The sequence below is a fragment of the uncultured Psychroserpens sp. genome, assembly GCF_947492715.1.
GTDB lineage: Bacteria > Bacteroidota > Bacteroidia > Flavobacteriales > Flavobacteriaceae > Psychroserpens.
Genome location: NZ_CANLNS010000001.1, coordinates 229,519 through 247,044, shown reverse-complemented (window position 1 = coordinate 247,044; position 17,526 = coordinate 229,519). Strand labels below are relative to the sequence as shown.

Annotated in this window: 13 protein-coding genes; all 13 read left to right on the top strand. The window is 34.5% G+C overall.

What is annotated here, in order from left to right:
- Positions 1-10 precede the first annotated feature (10 nt).
- The 13 genes from Q0787_RS01095 to Q0787_RS01035 all read left to right on the top strand — a co-directional run bounded on the left by Q0787_RS01095 (position 11) and on the right by Q0787_RS01035 (position 17,368).
- Positions 11-895: a hypothetical protein gene (locus Q0787_RS01095; RefSeq protein ID WP_298900348.1), complete on the top strand. Its 885-nt coding sequence runs from the start codon at positions 11-13 to the stop codon at positions 893-895.
- 52 nt (positions 896-947) lie between these two features.
- Entirely contained in the window at positions 948-2,927 is a 1,980-nt protein-coding gene (locus Q0787_RS01090; RefSeq protein ID WP_298900347.1) for a YHYH protein, read from the top strand.
- A gap of 48 nt (positions 2,928-2,975) precedes the next feature.
- A complete protein-coding gene (locus tag Q0787_RS01085) occupies positions 2,976-3,683 on the top strand; it encodes a T9SS type A sorting domain-containing protein (RefSeq protein WP_298900346.1) in 708 nt (235 codons plus the stop codon).
- A complete protein-coding gene (locus Q0787_RS01080; protein ID WP_298900345.1) occupies positions 3,680-4,384 on the top strand; it encodes a T9SS type A sorting domain-containing protein in 705 nt (234 codons plus the stop codon). The genes Q0787_RS01085 and Q0787_RS01080 overlap by 4 nt, the downstream gene beginning before the upstream one ends.
- Complete coding sequence (locus tag Q0787_RS01075) at positions 4,381-5,082, top strand: T9SS type A sorting domain-containing protein (RefSeq protein WP_298900344.1); 702 nt, start codon at positions 4,381-4,383, stop codon at positions 5,080-5,082. The genes Q0787_RS01080 and Q0787_RS01075 overlap by 4 nt, the downstream gene beginning before the upstream one ends.
- Positions 5,083-5,201: 119 nt before the next feature.
- A complete protein-coding gene (locus Q0787_RS01070) occupies positions 5,202-5,699 on the top strand; it encodes a nucleoside deaminase (RefSeq protein ID WP_298900343.1) in 498 nt (165 codons plus the stop codon).
- Positions 5,700-6,168: 469 nt separating this feature from the next.
- The gene (locus Q0787_RS01065; protein WP_298900342.1) at positions 6,169-7,110 is read left to right on the top strand and encodes a T9SS type A sorting domain-containing protein; all 942 of its coding nucleotides are present in this window, start codon (positions 6,169-6,171) and stop codon (positions 7,108-7,110) included.
- A gap of 141 nt (positions 7,111-7,251) precedes the next feature.
- Positions 7,252-7,701 (top strand): hypothetical protein, encoded by a 450-nt coding sequence (locus tag Q0787_RS01060; protein ID WP_298900341.1) that lies wholly within the window; start codon positions 7,252-7,254, stop codon positions 7,699-7,701.
- 89 nt (positions 7,702-7,790) lie between these two features.
- Positions 7,791-10,376, top strand: coding sequence for a fibronectin type III domain-containing protein (locus Q0787_RS01055; protein WP_298900340.1), 2,586 nt, complete (start codon positions 7,791-7,793; stop codon positions 10,374-10,376).
- A 363-nt stretch (positions 10,377-10,739) separates the two neighbouring features.
- Positions 10,740-14,648 (top strand): fibronectin type III domain-containing protein, encoded by a 3,909-nt coding sequence (locus Q0787_RS01050; protein WP_298900339.1) that lies wholly within the window; start codon positions 10,740-10,742, stop codon positions 14,646-14,648.
- Between the two features lie 186 nt (positions 14,649-14,834).
- Positions 14,835-14,969: a hypothetical protein gene (locus Q0787_RS01045; protein WP_298900338.1), complete on the top strand. Its 135-nt coding sequence runs from the start codon at positions 14,835-14,837 to the stop codon at positions 14,967-14,969.
- Positions 14,970-15,146: 177 nt separating this feature from the next.
- Complete coding sequence (locus tag Q0787_RS01040) at positions 15,147-15,524, top strand: DoxX family protein (RefSeq protein ID WP_298900337.1); 378 nt, start codon at positions 15,147-15,149, stop codon at positions 15,522-15,524.
- Between the two features lie 182 nt (positions 15,525-15,706).
- The gene (locus Q0787_RS01035) at positions 15,707-17,368 is read left to right on the top strand and encodes a tetratricopeptide repeat protein (protein WP_298900336.1); all 1,662 of its coding nucleotides are present in this window, start codon (positions 15,707-15,709) and stop codon (positions 17,366-17,368) included.
- Positions 17,369-17,526: the final 158 nt, after the last annotated feature.

Sequence of the window (17,526 nt, the reverse complement as noted above, 5' to 3'; positions counted from 1 at the left end):
TAACCATATCATGAAAAAAAGCCTACTTTACATGTCTATACTATTTGTATGTGCTTTTGCACAAGCACAAAACACTTATGTACCCGATGATAATTTTGAACAGGTTTTAATAGACCTAAACCTGGATGATGTTCTAGACGATTATGTACTAACGGCAAATATTAATACTCTAGTAAACTTAACTATTCTTAATAAAGGAGTTGACGATTTAACTGGTATTGAAGACTTTACAGCTTTAGAGTATTTATGGTGTCCTCAAAATAATTTAACCAGTTTAGATTTGAGTGCGAATACTGCATTAGAAACTCTTAACTGTGATTTTAATGATTTAAACAGTTTAGGTTTAAGTTCGAATACTGCCTTAGAGTATCTTTCGTGCAAGAATAATAATTTAAGCAGTTTAGACCTGAGTAGCAATACTGCATTAGAACGTTTTTACTGTAATGATAATAATTTAACCAGTTTAGATTTAAGTACGCATACTGCTCTAACACAACTTTTCTGTAAGTCAAATAATTTAAGTGTTTTAAATCTGGCAAACGGAAACAACACTAATATTGTTGGTTTTAGTTCAACAGGAAACTCAAATTTAACTTGTATTCAAGTAGATAATGCATCTTATAGTATTACTAATTGGACATCCATAGATGATGTAGCTAGTTTTAGTGAAGATTGTGATACTTTGAGTACTAATTCATTTGAAAGACCTGCCTTTAGTATATACCCAATACCCAACAATGGCGGCATAATAACTGTAGATGCTTTAGAAGCAGTAACGTATGAGCTAATAAACACTAGAGGGCAAATTATAAAACAAGGACATTTAACTTCTGGAAAAAAACCAACTCAACTTTACGAGCCTATCTCATGGACTGTATGTTATGACAATACGTAATAACAATACGTTTCAGCAAAAGAAATTAATCTTAAACTAAAATAGTAATCTTATGAAACCAGTTAAAATATTAATATTATTTGCAATGTTATTTCAATGGATTGCTGTGTTGGCGCATGAAGGCCATCATGATGGCGAAAAACATATTAGAATATGGCACGATTTTGAAAATAATGTGATTGCCAAAGGTAGTTTTTACCTTTATAAAAATGAGCAAGTAATTCTTGTAACGACAAATGGTTCAAAAATTTCGTTGCCAATAGAAAAATTATCTAGAAAAGATAATGTGTATATCCTTCAAAAGGTTTCTCAAATAAGTGCATTAAATACGCCACATCATCCAAAAGAGGAATCTATTATAGCGACGCTTTCTGTTCAAGGTAAGAGTAATTATAAAGTAATGCTAATAGCCATATTGATTTTGGTATTATTGGTTTCTGGTTTATTCATTTATAAATATTACAAGAAAAGAAATCCTGCAACAGCAGCAGTAGTCTTTGTTTTTGGGTTTGCTTTATTATTATGGGCTTGTTCTAGTGATGACGATACTAATTCAACAACAGATGACGACCCTATTATAAGTGATGATGCTCTAGCTTACTCTCAGGATTTTTTAGAAACATCATTTTCTTTCTTTGGTAATGTTGGAGTTACTTACGCTGATTCTGATGGGTATTTAAAAGTTGAATCTAATGGCATTCCCGACCACCAAATGATGGTAGGTATTACGTCATGGATTGAGAGAGTCCCTATCCCAATACAATATTATATTGATGATAATAATCATTGGTCTATTCCTTTAAACCCTACTTATGTCGATAGCCAATCTGAAGCTGTAAGTATTACGGATGATCTTCAACGAGGAGCTATAGGAATTGCAGCTAACGGCATACCAATTTTTAACCCGTACAATGCAAGTGGTGAAATTTCTAATGAACTTGGAGAATTAGATGCTTTTGGAGGACATTCTGGAAACGGAAATGATTACCATTACCATACGCCGCCAACGCATTTATCATCAACAACTGGAAACTATCCTATTGGTTTTATATTCGATGGATTTCCGTTGTATGGAACTACTGAAACTGATGGAAGTACCGTTACTGATTTAGATGAATATTTTGGTCATGAAGATGATGAGGGTTATTATCATTATCATAGTTTAGATGCAGCACCTTATATGACACCTTATTTAAGAGGTGTTGTGACCATTGGTGGTACATCGCCACAAACCCAGATAGAACCTCAGGCTTTAGCTAGCACAGAGCACGATTTAAGTGATATTAATTTAACTGGCGGAACAGATAATCATGAAATCACAGGACTTGAAGTAAATGACAACTGTGATGGTTACACACTAACTTATGAAACAACTACAGATAATACGGTAACTGAAGGTACAATTGTCTATGATTGGGAAATTGAAGGTACAATTACATTTGTACACACTACAGATACGAATGCGCCACTTAATACCCAAACATTTAATTACAGTGGTGATCCAGCTGAGGTGCATGCAAATGCATATGGTTGTGGTACTTCATCAAGTGATTTTACACTAACAAGCACTGCTGTTGAAAATGGTGAATTATTAAGTGATTATCAATGCGATGATGACAATTCAATTCCTTTAGAATGGAGTAATGCACCAAGCGGCACGAATAAATTTGCTATTCATATTGTGCATTATCCAAATGCTAGTGATGAGGGTAATTTAGCAATGGCTAACTCGTATCTGGCACTTTGGGATATAGATGCCTCGGTAACGTCTATTGCTGCAGGTCAAGTTACTAGTGATGATTGGTATATTGGTTCAAATAAAGATGGTGATGCTATTGGGTATACCTCGCCATGTTCTCCAGATGCTGGGACACATGAGTATATTGTTACTATATATGCTTTATCTGAAACTCCAACGAGTTTACCTACTGAAAATTCTTTAACAATACATGCAGAAACCTTATTTGATTCATTTTCTAGTGTAACCATATTAGGTGCTTCTGAATTTAGATATGATAGCGTTACAGAATAATTAACAAACATTTAAAACAAATAATAACAACAATAAACCTAATTAATTATGAAAATTTTTTACTTCTTAGCACTTATTTTATTTAGCCTTAACTCATATTCTCAAACAACTTTTGGATATGAAACGGCTACTGACCACGGAGACTATTTAACAGAGACTATTGATGGGATAACTTTAACTACAAGTTATACGAATGTAAATATCTTATATGCCGGAGGATTTGCAGGTTCAACAGAAAACATAGCAATAGCAGGTCAGGGGTATTTACAAACTTTAGCTACATTTACCTTTAGTGAGGCCGTAGATATTACTTCTATTGTTGCTTTAGAAGGGCGTATCTACTTCATCATAGACTATATTTTTACACCAACAGGAGGAAACAACCCCACTATTACTGCGTCTGTGACTAATGGAGGTGCGCCTGTAACTCTTAATTGGACAGGTGTAACTTCTTTTACAGTTACTTCAGTTGACGCTAATTATGCTTTTGATAATTTAATTATTAGTCCCTCTACTTTATCAACTGATGAGTTTACACTTAAAACCGTAAAGATCTTTCCTAACCCAACAACGGACTTTATTGAAGTAAGAGGATTAACTACAACGGAAAATTACAATATCTATGATGTTTTGGGCAAAGAAGTTAAGAGGGGAACTATTTCTATAAATGAAAAAATAGACGCTCGAACCTTAGAAAACGGTGTATACTTCTTAAAGTTTGAAAATGCAAACGCACTAAAATTTATTAAAAAATGAAAAACGCTTACTTATTACTAATTATTTTATTTAGTCTTACCTCATATTCACAAACAACTTTTGGATATGAAACGGCTACTAGCGACGCAGGCGCCTTATCAGAAACTATAGAAGGAATAACCTTATATACAGGTTTCATTGACATCGCTATAATGGATGGTGAAGGACTTTTTGGCTCAACAGGCCTTATAGCAGCCTCCTTTACTTCTCAAGATATCGCTGTATTTTCCTTTAGCGAACCTGTAGACGTTAATTCTATTTTAGCTATAGAGTTACAATACAGAGACTTAGATTATTTTTTTGAACCAACAGGAGGAAGTAATTCTTCTGTTACGGCGTCTTTAGTCTCAGGGGCTGCTGCTGTGACCCTTAACTGGACAGGTGTAACTTCTTTTACGGTTTCTGCAGTAAATACAACAGCTCTTATTGGTTTTGATGATTTAATTATTAGCCCCTCTTCTTTATCAACTGATGAATTTACACTTAAAACCGTAAAGATCTTTCCTAACCCAACAACGGACTTTATTGAAGTAAGAGGATTAACTACAACGGAAAATTACAATATCTATGATGTTTTGGGCAAAGAAGTTAAGAGGGGAACTATTTCTATAAATGAAAAAATAGACGCTCGAACCTTAGAAAACGGTGTATACTTCTTAAAGTTTGAAAATGCAAACGCACTAAAATTTATTAAAAAATGAAAAACGCTTACTTATTACTAATTATTTTATTTAGCCTTAACTCGTATTCACAAACAACTTTTGGATATGAAACGGCTACTGACCACGGAGACTATTTAACAGAGACTATTGATGGGATAACTTTAACTACAAGTTATGAGACCATAACTGTACTAGATGCTAATGGATATGGAGGCTCATCGGGCAATATTGCTGCTGCCTTTTCTGTTTATTCAAGTGAGGCTACGTTTGCCTTTAGTGAAGCCGTAGAGATCAACTCTATTATAGCATTAGAGGGACAGGCGTCCGTTGCAATTTACACTTTTACCACATCGGACGGGACCAACGAGAGTGTTAATGTAAATGTGGTTAATGGAGGCGCTGCTGTAACTCTTAATTGGACAGGCGTAACCTCTTTTACGGTTACTTCGCCATTTCCGGTCGTTTTTGGTTTTGACACTTTAGTTATTAACGAGCCTTTATCTACCGATGAGTTTACACTTAAAACTGTAAAGATTTTTCCTAATCCAACAACGGACTTTATTGAAGTAAGAGGATTAACTACAACGGAAAATTACAATATCTATGATGTTTTAGGTAAAGAAGTTAAGAGGGGAACTATTTCTATAAATGACAAAATAGACGCTCGAAACTTAGAAAATGGAGTATACTTCTTAAAGTTTGAAAACAGAAATCCAATTAAATTCATAAAAGAGTAATAACACAACCATTATAGTATGATAAACTTTAAAATTTACTTTCGCATTATTTTAAAGTTTATCATTTATTGCTTGTAGTAATGAATATTCTTAACAATAAAACTGATAATACGTTAAATATGCAAACAATTAAAGGGTACGACAAAAAAATTATGCTAAGATGTATTGAGTTATCTCAAATAGCAGTTAATAAAGGCGATGCCGCTTTTGGAAGTTTAGTTTCTCTAGACGGTAAGTTAATAGCCGAAGGCATAAACAATAAAAATGGGAAAGTGTCTGATCATGCCGAAATATTGGCATTACATAATGCGCATCTAAAATTAGGAACAACAGACTTATCTGAATGTACATTATACACGAGTTGTGAACCCTGCCCAATGTGTTCCTTTATGATTAGAGAATACAAAATTAAAAGAGTTGTATATGCTTTACCTTCTTTATATGTTGGAGGTCATTCAAAATGGCCAATTTTACAAGATGAAGAATTAGAACATATGACACCTATTTTTTCAAACGTTCCTGAAATTTTAGGAGGATATATGGAAGAAGAGGCAAATGAAGTTATGAAACAAACACCACTTTGGATGTTTGGAAGTGATGCTAAATTAAACAAGTAGAAACCCTGAAAATTGATTTATAAAATAGCCATACATAGGTTATCAAATGGCTTCAAATAATTAAAAAATTGTAGCTAGTAATGGCTTTAAGTAATTGCTTGTTCTCGCGTACTTTTTTAGATTCCGCAGAATTTCCAACTTGGTTTATACTCACAAAGTTAAGTGCTAACTCTCACATAACTCATACAACAAATCCATATACGTTGTTGTACAATGTTTTTACTGCTAAAACGTATAGCCAATACATAAATGTAAATTTATTTCAGTTTCTCCTTGTTCTCTATAAATCCAACGTTTTTATCATCTTCAAAGTCGAAACGTAAATCGTCTGATCGAAAACCAACATTATTATAAGTATTAAGACCCAATTTTAGTTTATCGAAACCCTTTTGCTACCTGTGAATATTAAAGAATTTTAGTTCAACTGCATATTTTTGTTTCTAATAACATTAATTAAACATAATGCATTATGAAAAAAACTACTCTATTATTTGCAGCCATTCTATTTAGTTTCGCTATTCATTCACAACAAACTACTTCATTTGAGACCTCTGAAGGATTTACCTTAGGAAACGTAAATACTCAGAACGGGTGGTCGTCTACACCTATAGGAGCAGATACATTTATTGAAAATCAAATTATCAGCGATGAAAACTCCACTGATGGTACTTTTTGTTTAAAAATCGTTCAAGAAACAGCTTTTGGAGGGCAAGCGAGTCAAATAGTTGGTGCTTTTTATGATTATACTACAGCTGTGTCTTATACAGAAGCAACTTTTTCAGCAGACATGAATATTGACACATTCGATTCTACTAATACTTCAGATTATATTTTTGGACTGGTAAACCTTACAGATCAGGTATTTATTACCTACATAAGATTTACTTATGAAGGAGATATTGTTGTTTTAGCAGATGATGGAACAGGAACTGGAACTGTTGATTTGATAGATACAAATGCAGATTGGACACCTTTAACTTGGTTTAATGTTAGAATGGAACTTGATAATAATTCTATTGAGTTTTTTATTGATAATGTTTCAATATTTGTTGGGATAGTTGCAACTACAATGACTAATATTGAGCAAGTAAGATTCGCTCATGATAATTATTCTGGTTTCGCATACGTAGACAACTTTAGAACCAATGATGAAGATTTGTCAGTTGCTAATTTTGCGGCAAATGACTTTTCACATTTTTATGATACTGACGTGAAAACGTTGAATTTAGATTCACCAAATAATCTTTTAAATTCAGTTGAAATATTTGATGTTCTTGGTAAACGAGTTATGAATACTACGTTATCTGAAAATAAAGTCTCAATTGATGTTTCTTCGTTTAAAGATGGTATTTATCTAGCTAGAGTATTAACAGATACAGGTCGTAAGACCTTAAAGTTTGTAAAACACTAAATTATCTTTATATCTAACGGGAAAATGACTTGCGTCTTTTCCCGCAACAAACCTTACACGTTCACGCTGTGAATCCTGTCCAACGTGTTCCTTTATGATTAGAGAATACAAAAAGTTAAAAGTGTTGTATATGCTTTTACTTTGTTTGCCTTGTTAGGGGCTTTTACGTTTAGCTCATATGCGCAAACATTAAATCAGAATGCAAGTTGGCCCAATACAAATTGGACGCTTATAGGAACATATAATACTGACCCATCGGCTTTAGAAGCCAATCCAACCCTAACATCAAATTTTGCTTTCGATGATGACGATGCCTTATCTGGAAGCGATGATGATATTGCAGCAGAATCACCTATAATTGACTTGACTGCTGCTCATACAGCAGGAGAAAGGGCGATTATAATCTCTGGAAACGTTGTTTATAATTATATCAATACCGAAATTTTACAATTCGAATACTGGGATGCAGATGCCAGTATATGGAACATCATAGGTTCTCCATTTAATCTTATTCTTAAAAGAGGTTTTGTAATGCATCATGCTATCGTACTATTTGAAAGCCCACACAAACACAAGGTTTTTAGATTTTGAAACCTTTTTGCTACCCTAAAACATTAAAGAATTTAAGCTGCAAGGTTTAATTTCGGCTGATTAAATAATAAACTAAATAAATCATTAATATGAAAAAAATTACTTTATTTTTTGCGATTGCCATGTTAGTAGCTTTTACGTTTAGCTCATATGCACAAACATTAAATCAGAATGCAAATTGGCCTAATGCAGATTGGTCACTTTCTGGTGCATATAGCGCTGGTGGATTATTATCTGACCCAACTGTAGATGCTACATTTGGTTTTGATGACGATGCTGCAGGTATCACTTCTGTAGATAACATCCAAGCGACTTCACCAGTAATCGATTTGACTGCTGCTCAAATAGCAGGTGAAAATTGGATCAACGTAAGCGGGAATTTTGTTTACAGAGCACTAGGAGGAGATGTTTTAACAATTGAAACCTATGATGCTGATGCCATGACTTGGACAGCATTAGACACGTTTTTAGGTAACTCTACAAATACAAATTTCCAGAATTGTAATGGTACAGTAGCGTATGCATCTGCGTTTCTTAATATTTCTGGATTTACTGCTACACAGTTATCAGGCTTCCAATATCGTATTGCATATGACGATGTTGGAGGATGGTTATGGGGATTTTGTTTTGAGGCTCCAACAGTTATCTCAACATCATGTCCAGAACCTTCAGGGTTAACAGCAACTGCTATTACAGATACTACTGCCAATTTAGGTTGGACAGAAATTGGAACAGCGACATTATGGAATGTAGAACTCGTAGATATAACAGCTGGAGGTATTGCTACTGGTACTGCTACAGCTTCTGGTGTTGCAAACCCATATATGGCTACAGGATTAACACCTGATAATAATTATGAGTTTTGGGTGCAAGCCCAATGTGGTGGTGGTACAACCAATTGGGTTGGGCCTTTTGCGTTCAGGACTACGTGTGTAATAACAGCACCATATACAGAAGATTTTGAAATGTTTACAACAGCTGAAGATGTAGCTTTTGCTATTGAAAACTGCTGGACTGGAACAGGTGGAGCATATTTTTGGGAATCTGCACCAGGTACAGATACAGGATCAGACGATACTGGCCCAGCTCCATCTATTACAACAGGTAACTATTTCTATTCAGAAGCATCAGATGGAGCAACCGGTGATACAGCAGATTTAATATCTCCTTTATTTGATTTATCAGCACTTACAACACCTGCATTAACATTTAACTATCATATGTTTGGTAATAAAATAGGAACACTAGATGTATTAGTTAATGGAATAACTAATGTTTGGACATTGTCAGGGGAGCAACAAGCATCTGAAACAACGCCATGGGAATTGGCTGTAATTGACTTATCTGCGTATGCTAATCAATCCATTACGATTACATTTAGAGCCACAAGTGCTGGTTTATTTGAAGGAGATATTGCTATTGATAATGTGTCTTTTACTGAATTGCCTACATGTCCTAAACCATTTGTTTTAACAGCTGCGAATATCACAGATACAACTGCCGATTTAGGATGGACAGAAAATGGAACTGCTACGTCTTGGAATGTAGAACTCGTAGATATAACAGCTGGAGGAACTGCAACAGGAACTGCGACAACTTCTGGAGTTACAAACCCATATACGGCTACAGGATTAACACAGGATAACAATTATGAATTCTATGTGCAATCAGATTGTGGAGAAGATGACGTATCAACTTGGGCTGGACCATTTGCGTTCTCAACGCTAGAAACATGTCCTATGCCTAGTGGGTTGACAGCAACTACTATTACAGAAACAACTGCTAATTTAGGATGGACAGAAAATGGAACTGCAACGTCTTGGAATATAGAACTGGTAGATGTAACAGCTGGAGAAACAGCAACAGGTATAGCAACAGCAACAGATGTTACGAGTCCTTTTGCTGCTACTGGTTTAGTAGGAGACAACACATATCAGTTTTATGTACAAGCAGATTGTGGAGTAGATGGAGTTTCTGCTTGGGCAGGACCATCTACATTTATTACATCTTATGTAGCTGTACCTCCATCATGTTCTAACGGAACGTTCTTAGATTCTGGTGGAATTAGTAGAAATTATTCAGATAATCAAAATATTAGCTATACAATTACTCCAGATACAGCAGGAGGTACTGTTAGTGTTTACTTTAGTTTCTTCTCTGCAGAAAATAATGGATCTAATGCTTGTTATGATGGATTAACAATTTATAATGGAGAAGATGATACAGCAGCAACTATTAATCCTCCAGGAGGTGGAACAATTTGGTGTTGGGATAGAAATGATACGCCTGCTGTTGGTACAGGAGATTTACAAGGTATGACCATTACATCTACAGATCCTTCTGGAGCCTTAACATTTGTATTTTCTTCTGATAGTACTGTACAAAGAGCAGGATGGGAAGCTACAGTAGATTGCCATACGTTAACCACTCAAGATGTCGAAAATGATTTAGCATTTAGTTATTATCCAAACCCTGTTAAAGAAACCTTGTTCTTACAAGCTCAAAACAACATTCAAAAGGTATCTGTTTACAATATGCTAGGACAAGAAGTATTACACAATACACCAAATAGCTTAGAAGAAAACTTAGACCTGTCTGCTTTACAAACAGGAACATACTTTGTTAAAGTAACAATAGATAATGCAACTGAAACGGTTCGTATTATTAAAAACTAATGATGAGTTTTTCATTATTTATGGTTGATTGATAGCTGTGCATCTGTACTTACTAAAAAAGCGCAGATGCACTATAATGATTTGATTAGTCATTCATTAAGTACAATAATGCAGTCAATTTTAGACGTTAGAAAACAAAAATTAAAGTAAAATACTAACCTTAAAATTATAGTATGAAAGTTAAAATTAAAGACATGTTGAGCCCTGTTGATAAATTGAAAATAGGGTTATTATTAAATAGTATGGGTATTGTAATTACGATTTACAATCATAGCGTATTGATGCTTTCAATATTTTATGTTCTAGGAATGGTTTTTATATGTATCGGGATTTATAAAATTATAAGATTAAATAAATATTAGTATGAAAAAAATTAATTTATTATTCGTGTTTGTCATGTTAGGAGCTTTTACGTTTAGCTCATATGCACAAACATTAAATCAGAATGCAAATTGGCCTAATACAGATTGGTCACTTACAGGAACATATAATACTGATCCATCGGCTTTAGAAGCCGATCCAACGTTAACATCAAATTTTGCTTTCGATGATGACGATGCCGGACCTGGACACGATGATGATATTGCAGCAGAATCGCCTATAATTGACTTGACTGCTGCTTATACAGCAGGAGAAAGGGCGATTATAATCTCTGGAAACTTTGTTTATAATTATATCGATGCCGAAATTTTACAATTCGAATACTGGGATGTAGATGCCAGTACATGGAATATCATAGGTTCTCCATTTAATGTTGATACCGCAGGAGCTCCAACGGATAATTATTGTTCAGGAACTGCTGAAGCATACACGACAGATGCACTTAATATTGCAGGTTTTACTGCTACACAATTATCAGGGTTTAGGTATAGAATTTATTTTGATGATACAGTAGGTGGTGCAGGTTATAAATGGGGATTTTGTTTTGACGCTCCAACAATTATCTCAACAGCATGTCCAGAGCCTTCAGGGTTAACAGCAACTGCTATTACAGATACTACTGCCAATTTAGGTTGGACACAAATTGGAACAGCGACATTATGGAATGTAGAACTCGTAGATATAACAGCTGAAGGTACTGCTACTGGTACTGCTACAGCTTCTGGTGTTGCAAATCCATATATGGCTACAGGATTAACACCTGATAATAATTATGAGTTTTGGGTGCAAGCCCAATGTGGTGGTGGTACAACCAATTGGGTTGGGCCTTTTGCGTTCAGGACTACGTGTGTAATAACAGCAGCACCATATACAGAAGATTTTGAAATGTTTACAACAGCTAATGATGCAGCTTTTGCTATTGAAAACTGCTGGACTGGAACAGGTGGAGCATATTTTTGGGAATCTGCACCAGGTACAGATACAGGATCAGTCGATACTGGCCCAGCTCCATCTATTACAACAGGTAACTATTTCTATTCAGAAGCATCAGATGGAGCAACCGGTGATACAACGGATTTAATATCTCCTGTAGTTGATTTATCAGCACTTACAGCACCTGCATTAACATTTAACTATCATATGTTTGGTGATAAAATAGGAACACTAGATATATTAGTTAATGGAATAACTAATGTTTGGACATTGTCAGGTGAGCAACAAGCATCTGAAACAACACCATGGGAATTGGCTGTAGTTGACTTATCTGCGTATGCTAATCAAGCAATTAGTATTACATTTAGAGCCACAAGTGCTGATTTATTTGAAGGAGATATTGCTATTGATAATGTGTCTTTTACTGAATTACCAACATGTTCTACACCTAGTGAATTAACAGCTGCGAATATCACAGATACAACTGCCGATTTAGGGTGGACAGAAAATGGAACTGCAACGTCTTGGAATATAGAACTCGTAGATATAACAGCTGGAGGAACTGTAACAGGAACTGCGACAACTTCTGGAGTTACAAACCCATATACAGCTACAGGATTAACACCTGATAATAATTATGAGTTTTATGTACAAGCAGATTGTGGTGGAGTTGGAACTTCTAACTGGGTTGGACCATTTGCGTTCAGAACTACTTGCGCAGCAATTGCAGCACCATATACAGAAGATTTTGAAACATTTACTACAGGAGGAGCTGCTTTTACAGCTGAAAACTGTTGGACTGGAACGGATGGTGAATACTTTTGGAAATCTTCACAAGGAACAAATATAGGCACCATCCTTACAGGTCCAAATCCATCAATTACAACAGGAAACTACTTCTATTCAGAGGCAACAGATGGAGAAATCGGTGATATAACAGATTTACGATCTCCATTAGTTGATTTAACAGCACTTACTGAGCCAGTATTAATATTTAACTATCATATGTTTGGTGAAAGCATAGGAACTTTAGATATACTTGTTAATGGAGTAACTAATATATGGACATTGTCAGGTGAGCAACAAACATCTGGTACAGCGCCATGGGAATTGGTTATAGTTGACTTATCTGCGTATGCAAACCAACCCATTACGATTACATTTAGAGCAACAAGAGGAGAATTTGTTCGAGGCGATATTTCAATTGATAATGTGTCTTTTACTGAATTAACATGCGCTATACCTAGTGAGTTAACAGCAACAACTATTACAGATACAACTGCCGATTTAGGTTGGACAGAAAATGGCTCTGCAACAGCATGGGATGTAGCAATTGTACCCGCAGGAACAACGCCAACAGCAACAGCAACAGCTGTTTCAAACCCATATACAGCAACTGGGCTTACACAAAACACAGAGTACGATTTTTATGTAAGAACTAATTGCGGCGCAGACGGAACTTCTAACTGGGTTGGGCCTGTTACGTTTACAACTGACTGTACAACAATTGCAGCACCATATACAGAAGATTTTGAAACATTTACTACAGGAACAAATGCTTTTACAGCTGAAAACTGCTGGATTGGAACTGGAGGGACATACTATTGGGAATCTGCACCAGGTACAGATACAGGGTCTGACGATACAGGTCCAGATTCGTCAATTACAACAGGAAACTATTTCTATACAGAATCATCAACAGCAATTGCTAATACAACGGATTTAATATCTCCTGTAGTTGATTTAACAGCACTTACAGCACCAGCATTAACATTTAACTATCATATGTTTGGTGATGATATAGGAACACTAGATGTATTAGTTAATGGTACAACTAATGTGTGGACATTGTCAGGTGAGCAACAAGCATCTGCTACATCGCCATGGGAATTGGCCGTTATAGATTTAGCAACATATGCAAATCAATCCATTACAATTACATTTAGAGCCACAAAGGTAGTACATGGTTTTCAGTCCGATATTTCAATTGATAATGTATCTTTTACTGAGTTACCATCATGCCCTGCACCTACTGCGTTAACAGTTACGAATATCACAGATACAACTGCAGATTTAAGTTGGACAGAAAATGGAACTGCTACGTCTTGGAATATAGAACTCGTAGATGTAACAGCTGGAGAAACTGCAACAGGAACTGCGACTGCTACAGGTGTTACGAATCCTTATACGGCTACTGGTTTGATAGTAAGCAACACCTATGCGTTTTATGTACAAGCAGATTGTGGTGTAGATGGAGTTTCTGCTTGGGCAGGACCATATACATTTATTACACCTTATGTAGCTGTGCCACCATCATGTACTAACGGAATTTTCTTAGATTCTGGTGGACCAGAAGAGGATTACTCAAATGGAGAAACGATTACCTATACAATTACTCCAGATACAGCAGGAGGTACTGTTAGTGTTTACTTTAGTTTCTTCTCTACAGAAAGTAGTGGAACTAATTGTTTTGATGGATTAACAATTTATAATGGAGAAGATGATACAGCAGCAACTATTAATCCTCCAGGAGGTGGAACAATTTGGTGTTGGGATAGAGATGATGTAGTTCCAGAAGGTACAGGGGATTTACAAGGTATGACCATTACATCTACAGACCCTTCAGGAGCCTTAACATTTGTATTTACTTCAGATTCCATTGAACAAAGAGCGGGATGGGAAGCTACAGTTAATTGCCATACTCTAACCACTCAAGATGTAGATAATGATTTAGCATTTAGCTACTATCCAAATCCTGTAAATGAAACCCTGTTCTTACAAGCTCAAAACAACATTCAAAAGGTATCTGTTTACAATATGCTAGGACAAGAAGTATTACACAATACACCAAATAGCTTAGAAGAAAACTTAGACCTGTCTGCTTTACAAACAGGAACATACTTTGTTAAAGTAACAATAGATAATGCAACTGAAACGGTTCGTATTATTAAAAACTAATGATGAGTTAAACACTATAATAAGATTAAGCCACCTTTTTAGGTGGCTTTTTTTATGAAACATATGTCTTATTTAAATTTTCTGAAAGCTTCCTTCTATGTATTTCGTTTTATACTAATAGTCCTAATCAGAAACACACCTGTTCACAGTCAAAATGCATCTTTAAAACGTAAAAATAATAGTCTAATGGAACCAAAACAATCTTGTTTTGAGGATGTTTTTGGGATGTATGATGATATTGTGCCACTTCAAAACCCCTACAAACACATGGGTTTAGGTTTTGCTACCCTTTTGCTACCCCTAAATATTAAGGGATTTTAGTTGGGTGTTTTAAATTTGATTCGAAAATTAAAATTATACCCCATGAAGAAAAATGACTTGCTTGTTGTAACAAGAGTAATGAAGACCAATGACTTCTTAATTTTTTTAATTGCTTTGACTTCCATTGCTTATTAACAGAAATCAACCACTAACTACCGAATTTAGAATAACTAAACAATGAAGAACACAAATAAAATAGTCTACTGGATTTTTACCGGATTGTTATCAGCACTAATACTTACGTCTGCTACAAGATACTTTTTAGATATAGAAACATTTCGTGGTCATTTTGTGAGTTTTGGATACAATGGACGCATAGTAATTCCTTTGGCAATTGCCAAAATATTAGGAGTAGCAATAATTTTAAGTAACAAAATTCAATTCCTTAAAGAATGGGCATATGCTGGATTTCTTTTTAATTTTTTATTGGCATTAGAAGCGCATATTGCTACAAAAGATAATTTATATTTTGGACCCGTTATCGCACTTGTTTTATTGGCTGGTTCATATACGTTCTATCGTAGAGCATATATGGGTAAAAAAGACCTGAGTTAGTAAAAGTTATAACATTTCAAAATGCATATTAAAGATGAAATAACTAAAATCAATAGACTAAGTCTAAGAACAAATAAAATAGAGATAAACTTACAATAGAAAAATAGTCTTACGAAAAAAAGAGTTTTTTAAATATTAGTATATTAGGTTACCTTAATTAATTATTACCATACTCTCAAAAAATGAAACATTTGTTTACTATTATATGTGCACTATTATTTAGTATAGGGTACAGTCAAACTCAGGATAGTATAGCTAACACTATTTTACAAAAAATAAGAATGGCTCCAGGTGATTCCTTAAAAATTGATCTTGAGTTGCAACTTGCAGACCGCACACGTTTATTTGATTTAGATACCTCAAGAACAATTATTAATAATATTATTGAAACCATAAAACATAAGAACTATCAATCTTATTATTACAAGCAACAAAAAGCAAATGCATTAAATGCTCTTGGGATGTTTGATTTGCAACAAGATAAGACAGAAGTATCTTTGTCCCATTACTTAAGCGCATTAGATATTTTCGAAACTATTCAAGATTCCACAGGTATTGGGTCAACGTTAGATAACCTAGGTAAGTTTTATACAATTTATGGTGACTATGCCAAGTCTAAGCAGTATTTTAGGGATGCAATTGTCATATGGAAATTGATAGAAGATGCAAACAATTTGGGATTATCATATCAAAAGTTAGCAGATGCACTCTACTATGACGATCAAATAGATTCTTCACTTATTTATATCAATAAAGCTAAGGCACTTCCAATAACTTCCAAACGGGCAGAAGCTGAAATTAATTCGACTATGGCTGGTATTCACTATAGTAATGGAGCACTAGATAAAGCCATAAAGATTTTCCAAAAAAACATAGCTATTTTTAAAGCTTTTAATGATAAAAAAGAAGTAAGTGCTAGCTATTCAAATGTAGCCTTTGTATTTAGTGCTTTAGGCAATTATGAAGAAGCGTCACATCATCTTGATAGCGCTATTTTTAATGCTAAGGAAGTAAAGGATGTTGGTCTTTTGGTTTTGCATTATCGTGAAAGAAGTGACCTCTATAGAAAACAAAAGAAATATGCTAAGGCATTAGAAGACTATAAAATTTACAAGACGTATTATGATTCCATAAATGACACAAAAAAAGCGAAACGAATTACGGCATTGGAGCTTAATCATAAATTTGACAAAGAAAAATTAGCAGATCAATTAATCATTGAGAATGAAGCTTCAAAACGTAAGTTATACTTTTTGTTGTTTATACTTACTATGGTTTTAGGGATAGCTATTTTATGGCTTGTTAAGAAAAATGCTAGACAACGTTTAAAACTATCTGAAAATAAACTAGAAAAGGAACAGTTAGACAAGTTAAAAGGAGAATTGGTATTATTGACTCGAGAAAATGAACTTAAGAGAGCTGTTATAGAAAACTCATTACGACAGGAGGTACTTCATAAAACACTAGATAGGATTAAACAAATAATTAAGTTAGAAAACCCAAAAGAACGAAATAAAGAATTAAAATCGCTCTGGGCAACCTTACTTTCAGAAAAGACAACAAAAACAACTTCAGAAAATTTGCAAGCGTATTTAAATAAGGTAAGTATGGACTTTAAAATTATTTTGAATACCAAATTCACAGTATTAAGCGAAAAGGAAAAAGAAATTCTTTGCTTTATGACTTTAGATTTGACAGCCGTGCAAATTAGTGAATTACTAAATACCACACTTTCCTCAATTAAATCTACACGACATAGAATACGCAAGAAACTATTAATTGATTCTAATAAAGATATCATTGCGTTTATTAGAAGTGCGGCTAATACTAGTATCAGCAGATAGTCATTATGGATTGCATACCCATTTTTTGTTCAATTGTTTTATCATCAAATGTCTTTACTTTAAGTGTATGAGATGGAAAGGAAATTGTTAAGTGTGAATTTTGACAATCCTAATCTTTGTTGAAAATGGCATAAACAAATGATGCAACCTCATTACTA

Bases quoted from the DNA above. Each gene is read 5' to 3' on its own strand.
- Q0787_RS01055 (WP_298900340.1), top strand. From the start codon at position 7,791: ATGAAAAAAATTACTTTATTTTTTGCGATTGCCATGTTAGTAGCTTTT.
- Q0787_RS01070 (WP_298900343.1), top strand. From the start codon at position 5,202: ATGCAAACAATTAAAGGGTACGACAAAAAAATTATGCTAAGATGTATT.
- Q0787_RS01065 (WP_298900342.1), top strand. From the start codon at position 6,169: ATGAAAAAAACTACTCTATTATTTGCAGCCATTCTATTTAGTTTCGCT.
- Q0787_RS01040 (WP_298900337.1), top strand. From the start codon at position 15,147: ATGAAGAACACAAATAAAATAGTCTACTGGATTTTTACCGGATTGTTA.
- Q0787_RS01085 (WP_298900346.1), top strand. From the start codon at position 2,976: ATGAAAATTTTTTACTTCTTAGCACTTATTTTATTTAGCCTTAACTCA.
- Q0787_RS01035 (WP_298900336.1), top strand. From the start codon at position 15,707: ATGAAACATTTGTTTACTATTATATGTGCACTATTATTTAGTATAGGG.
- Q0787_RS01045 (WP_298900338.1), top strand. From the start codon at position 14,835: ATGGAACCAAAACAATCTTGTTTTGAGGATGTTTTTGGGATGTATGAT.
- Q0787_RS01075 (WP_298900344.1), top strand. From the start codon at position 4,381: ATGAAAAACGCTTACTTATTACTAATTATTTTATTTAGCCTTAACTCG.
- Q0787_RS01095 (WP_298900348.1), top strand. From the start codon at position 11: ATGAAAAAAAGCCTACTTTACATGTCTATACTATTTGTATGTGCTTTT.
- Q0787_RS01080 (WP_298900345.1), top strand. From the start codon at position 3,680: ATGAAAAACGCTTACTTATTACTAATTATTTTATTTAGTCTTACCTCA.
- Q0787_RS01090 (WP_298900347.1), top strand. From the start codon at position 948: ATGAAACCAGTTAAAATATTAATATTATTTGCAATGTTATTTCAATGG.
- Q0787_RS01050 (WP_298900339.1), top strand. From the start codon at position 10,740: ATGAAAAAAATTAATTTATTATTCGTGTTTGTCATGTTAGGAGCTTTT.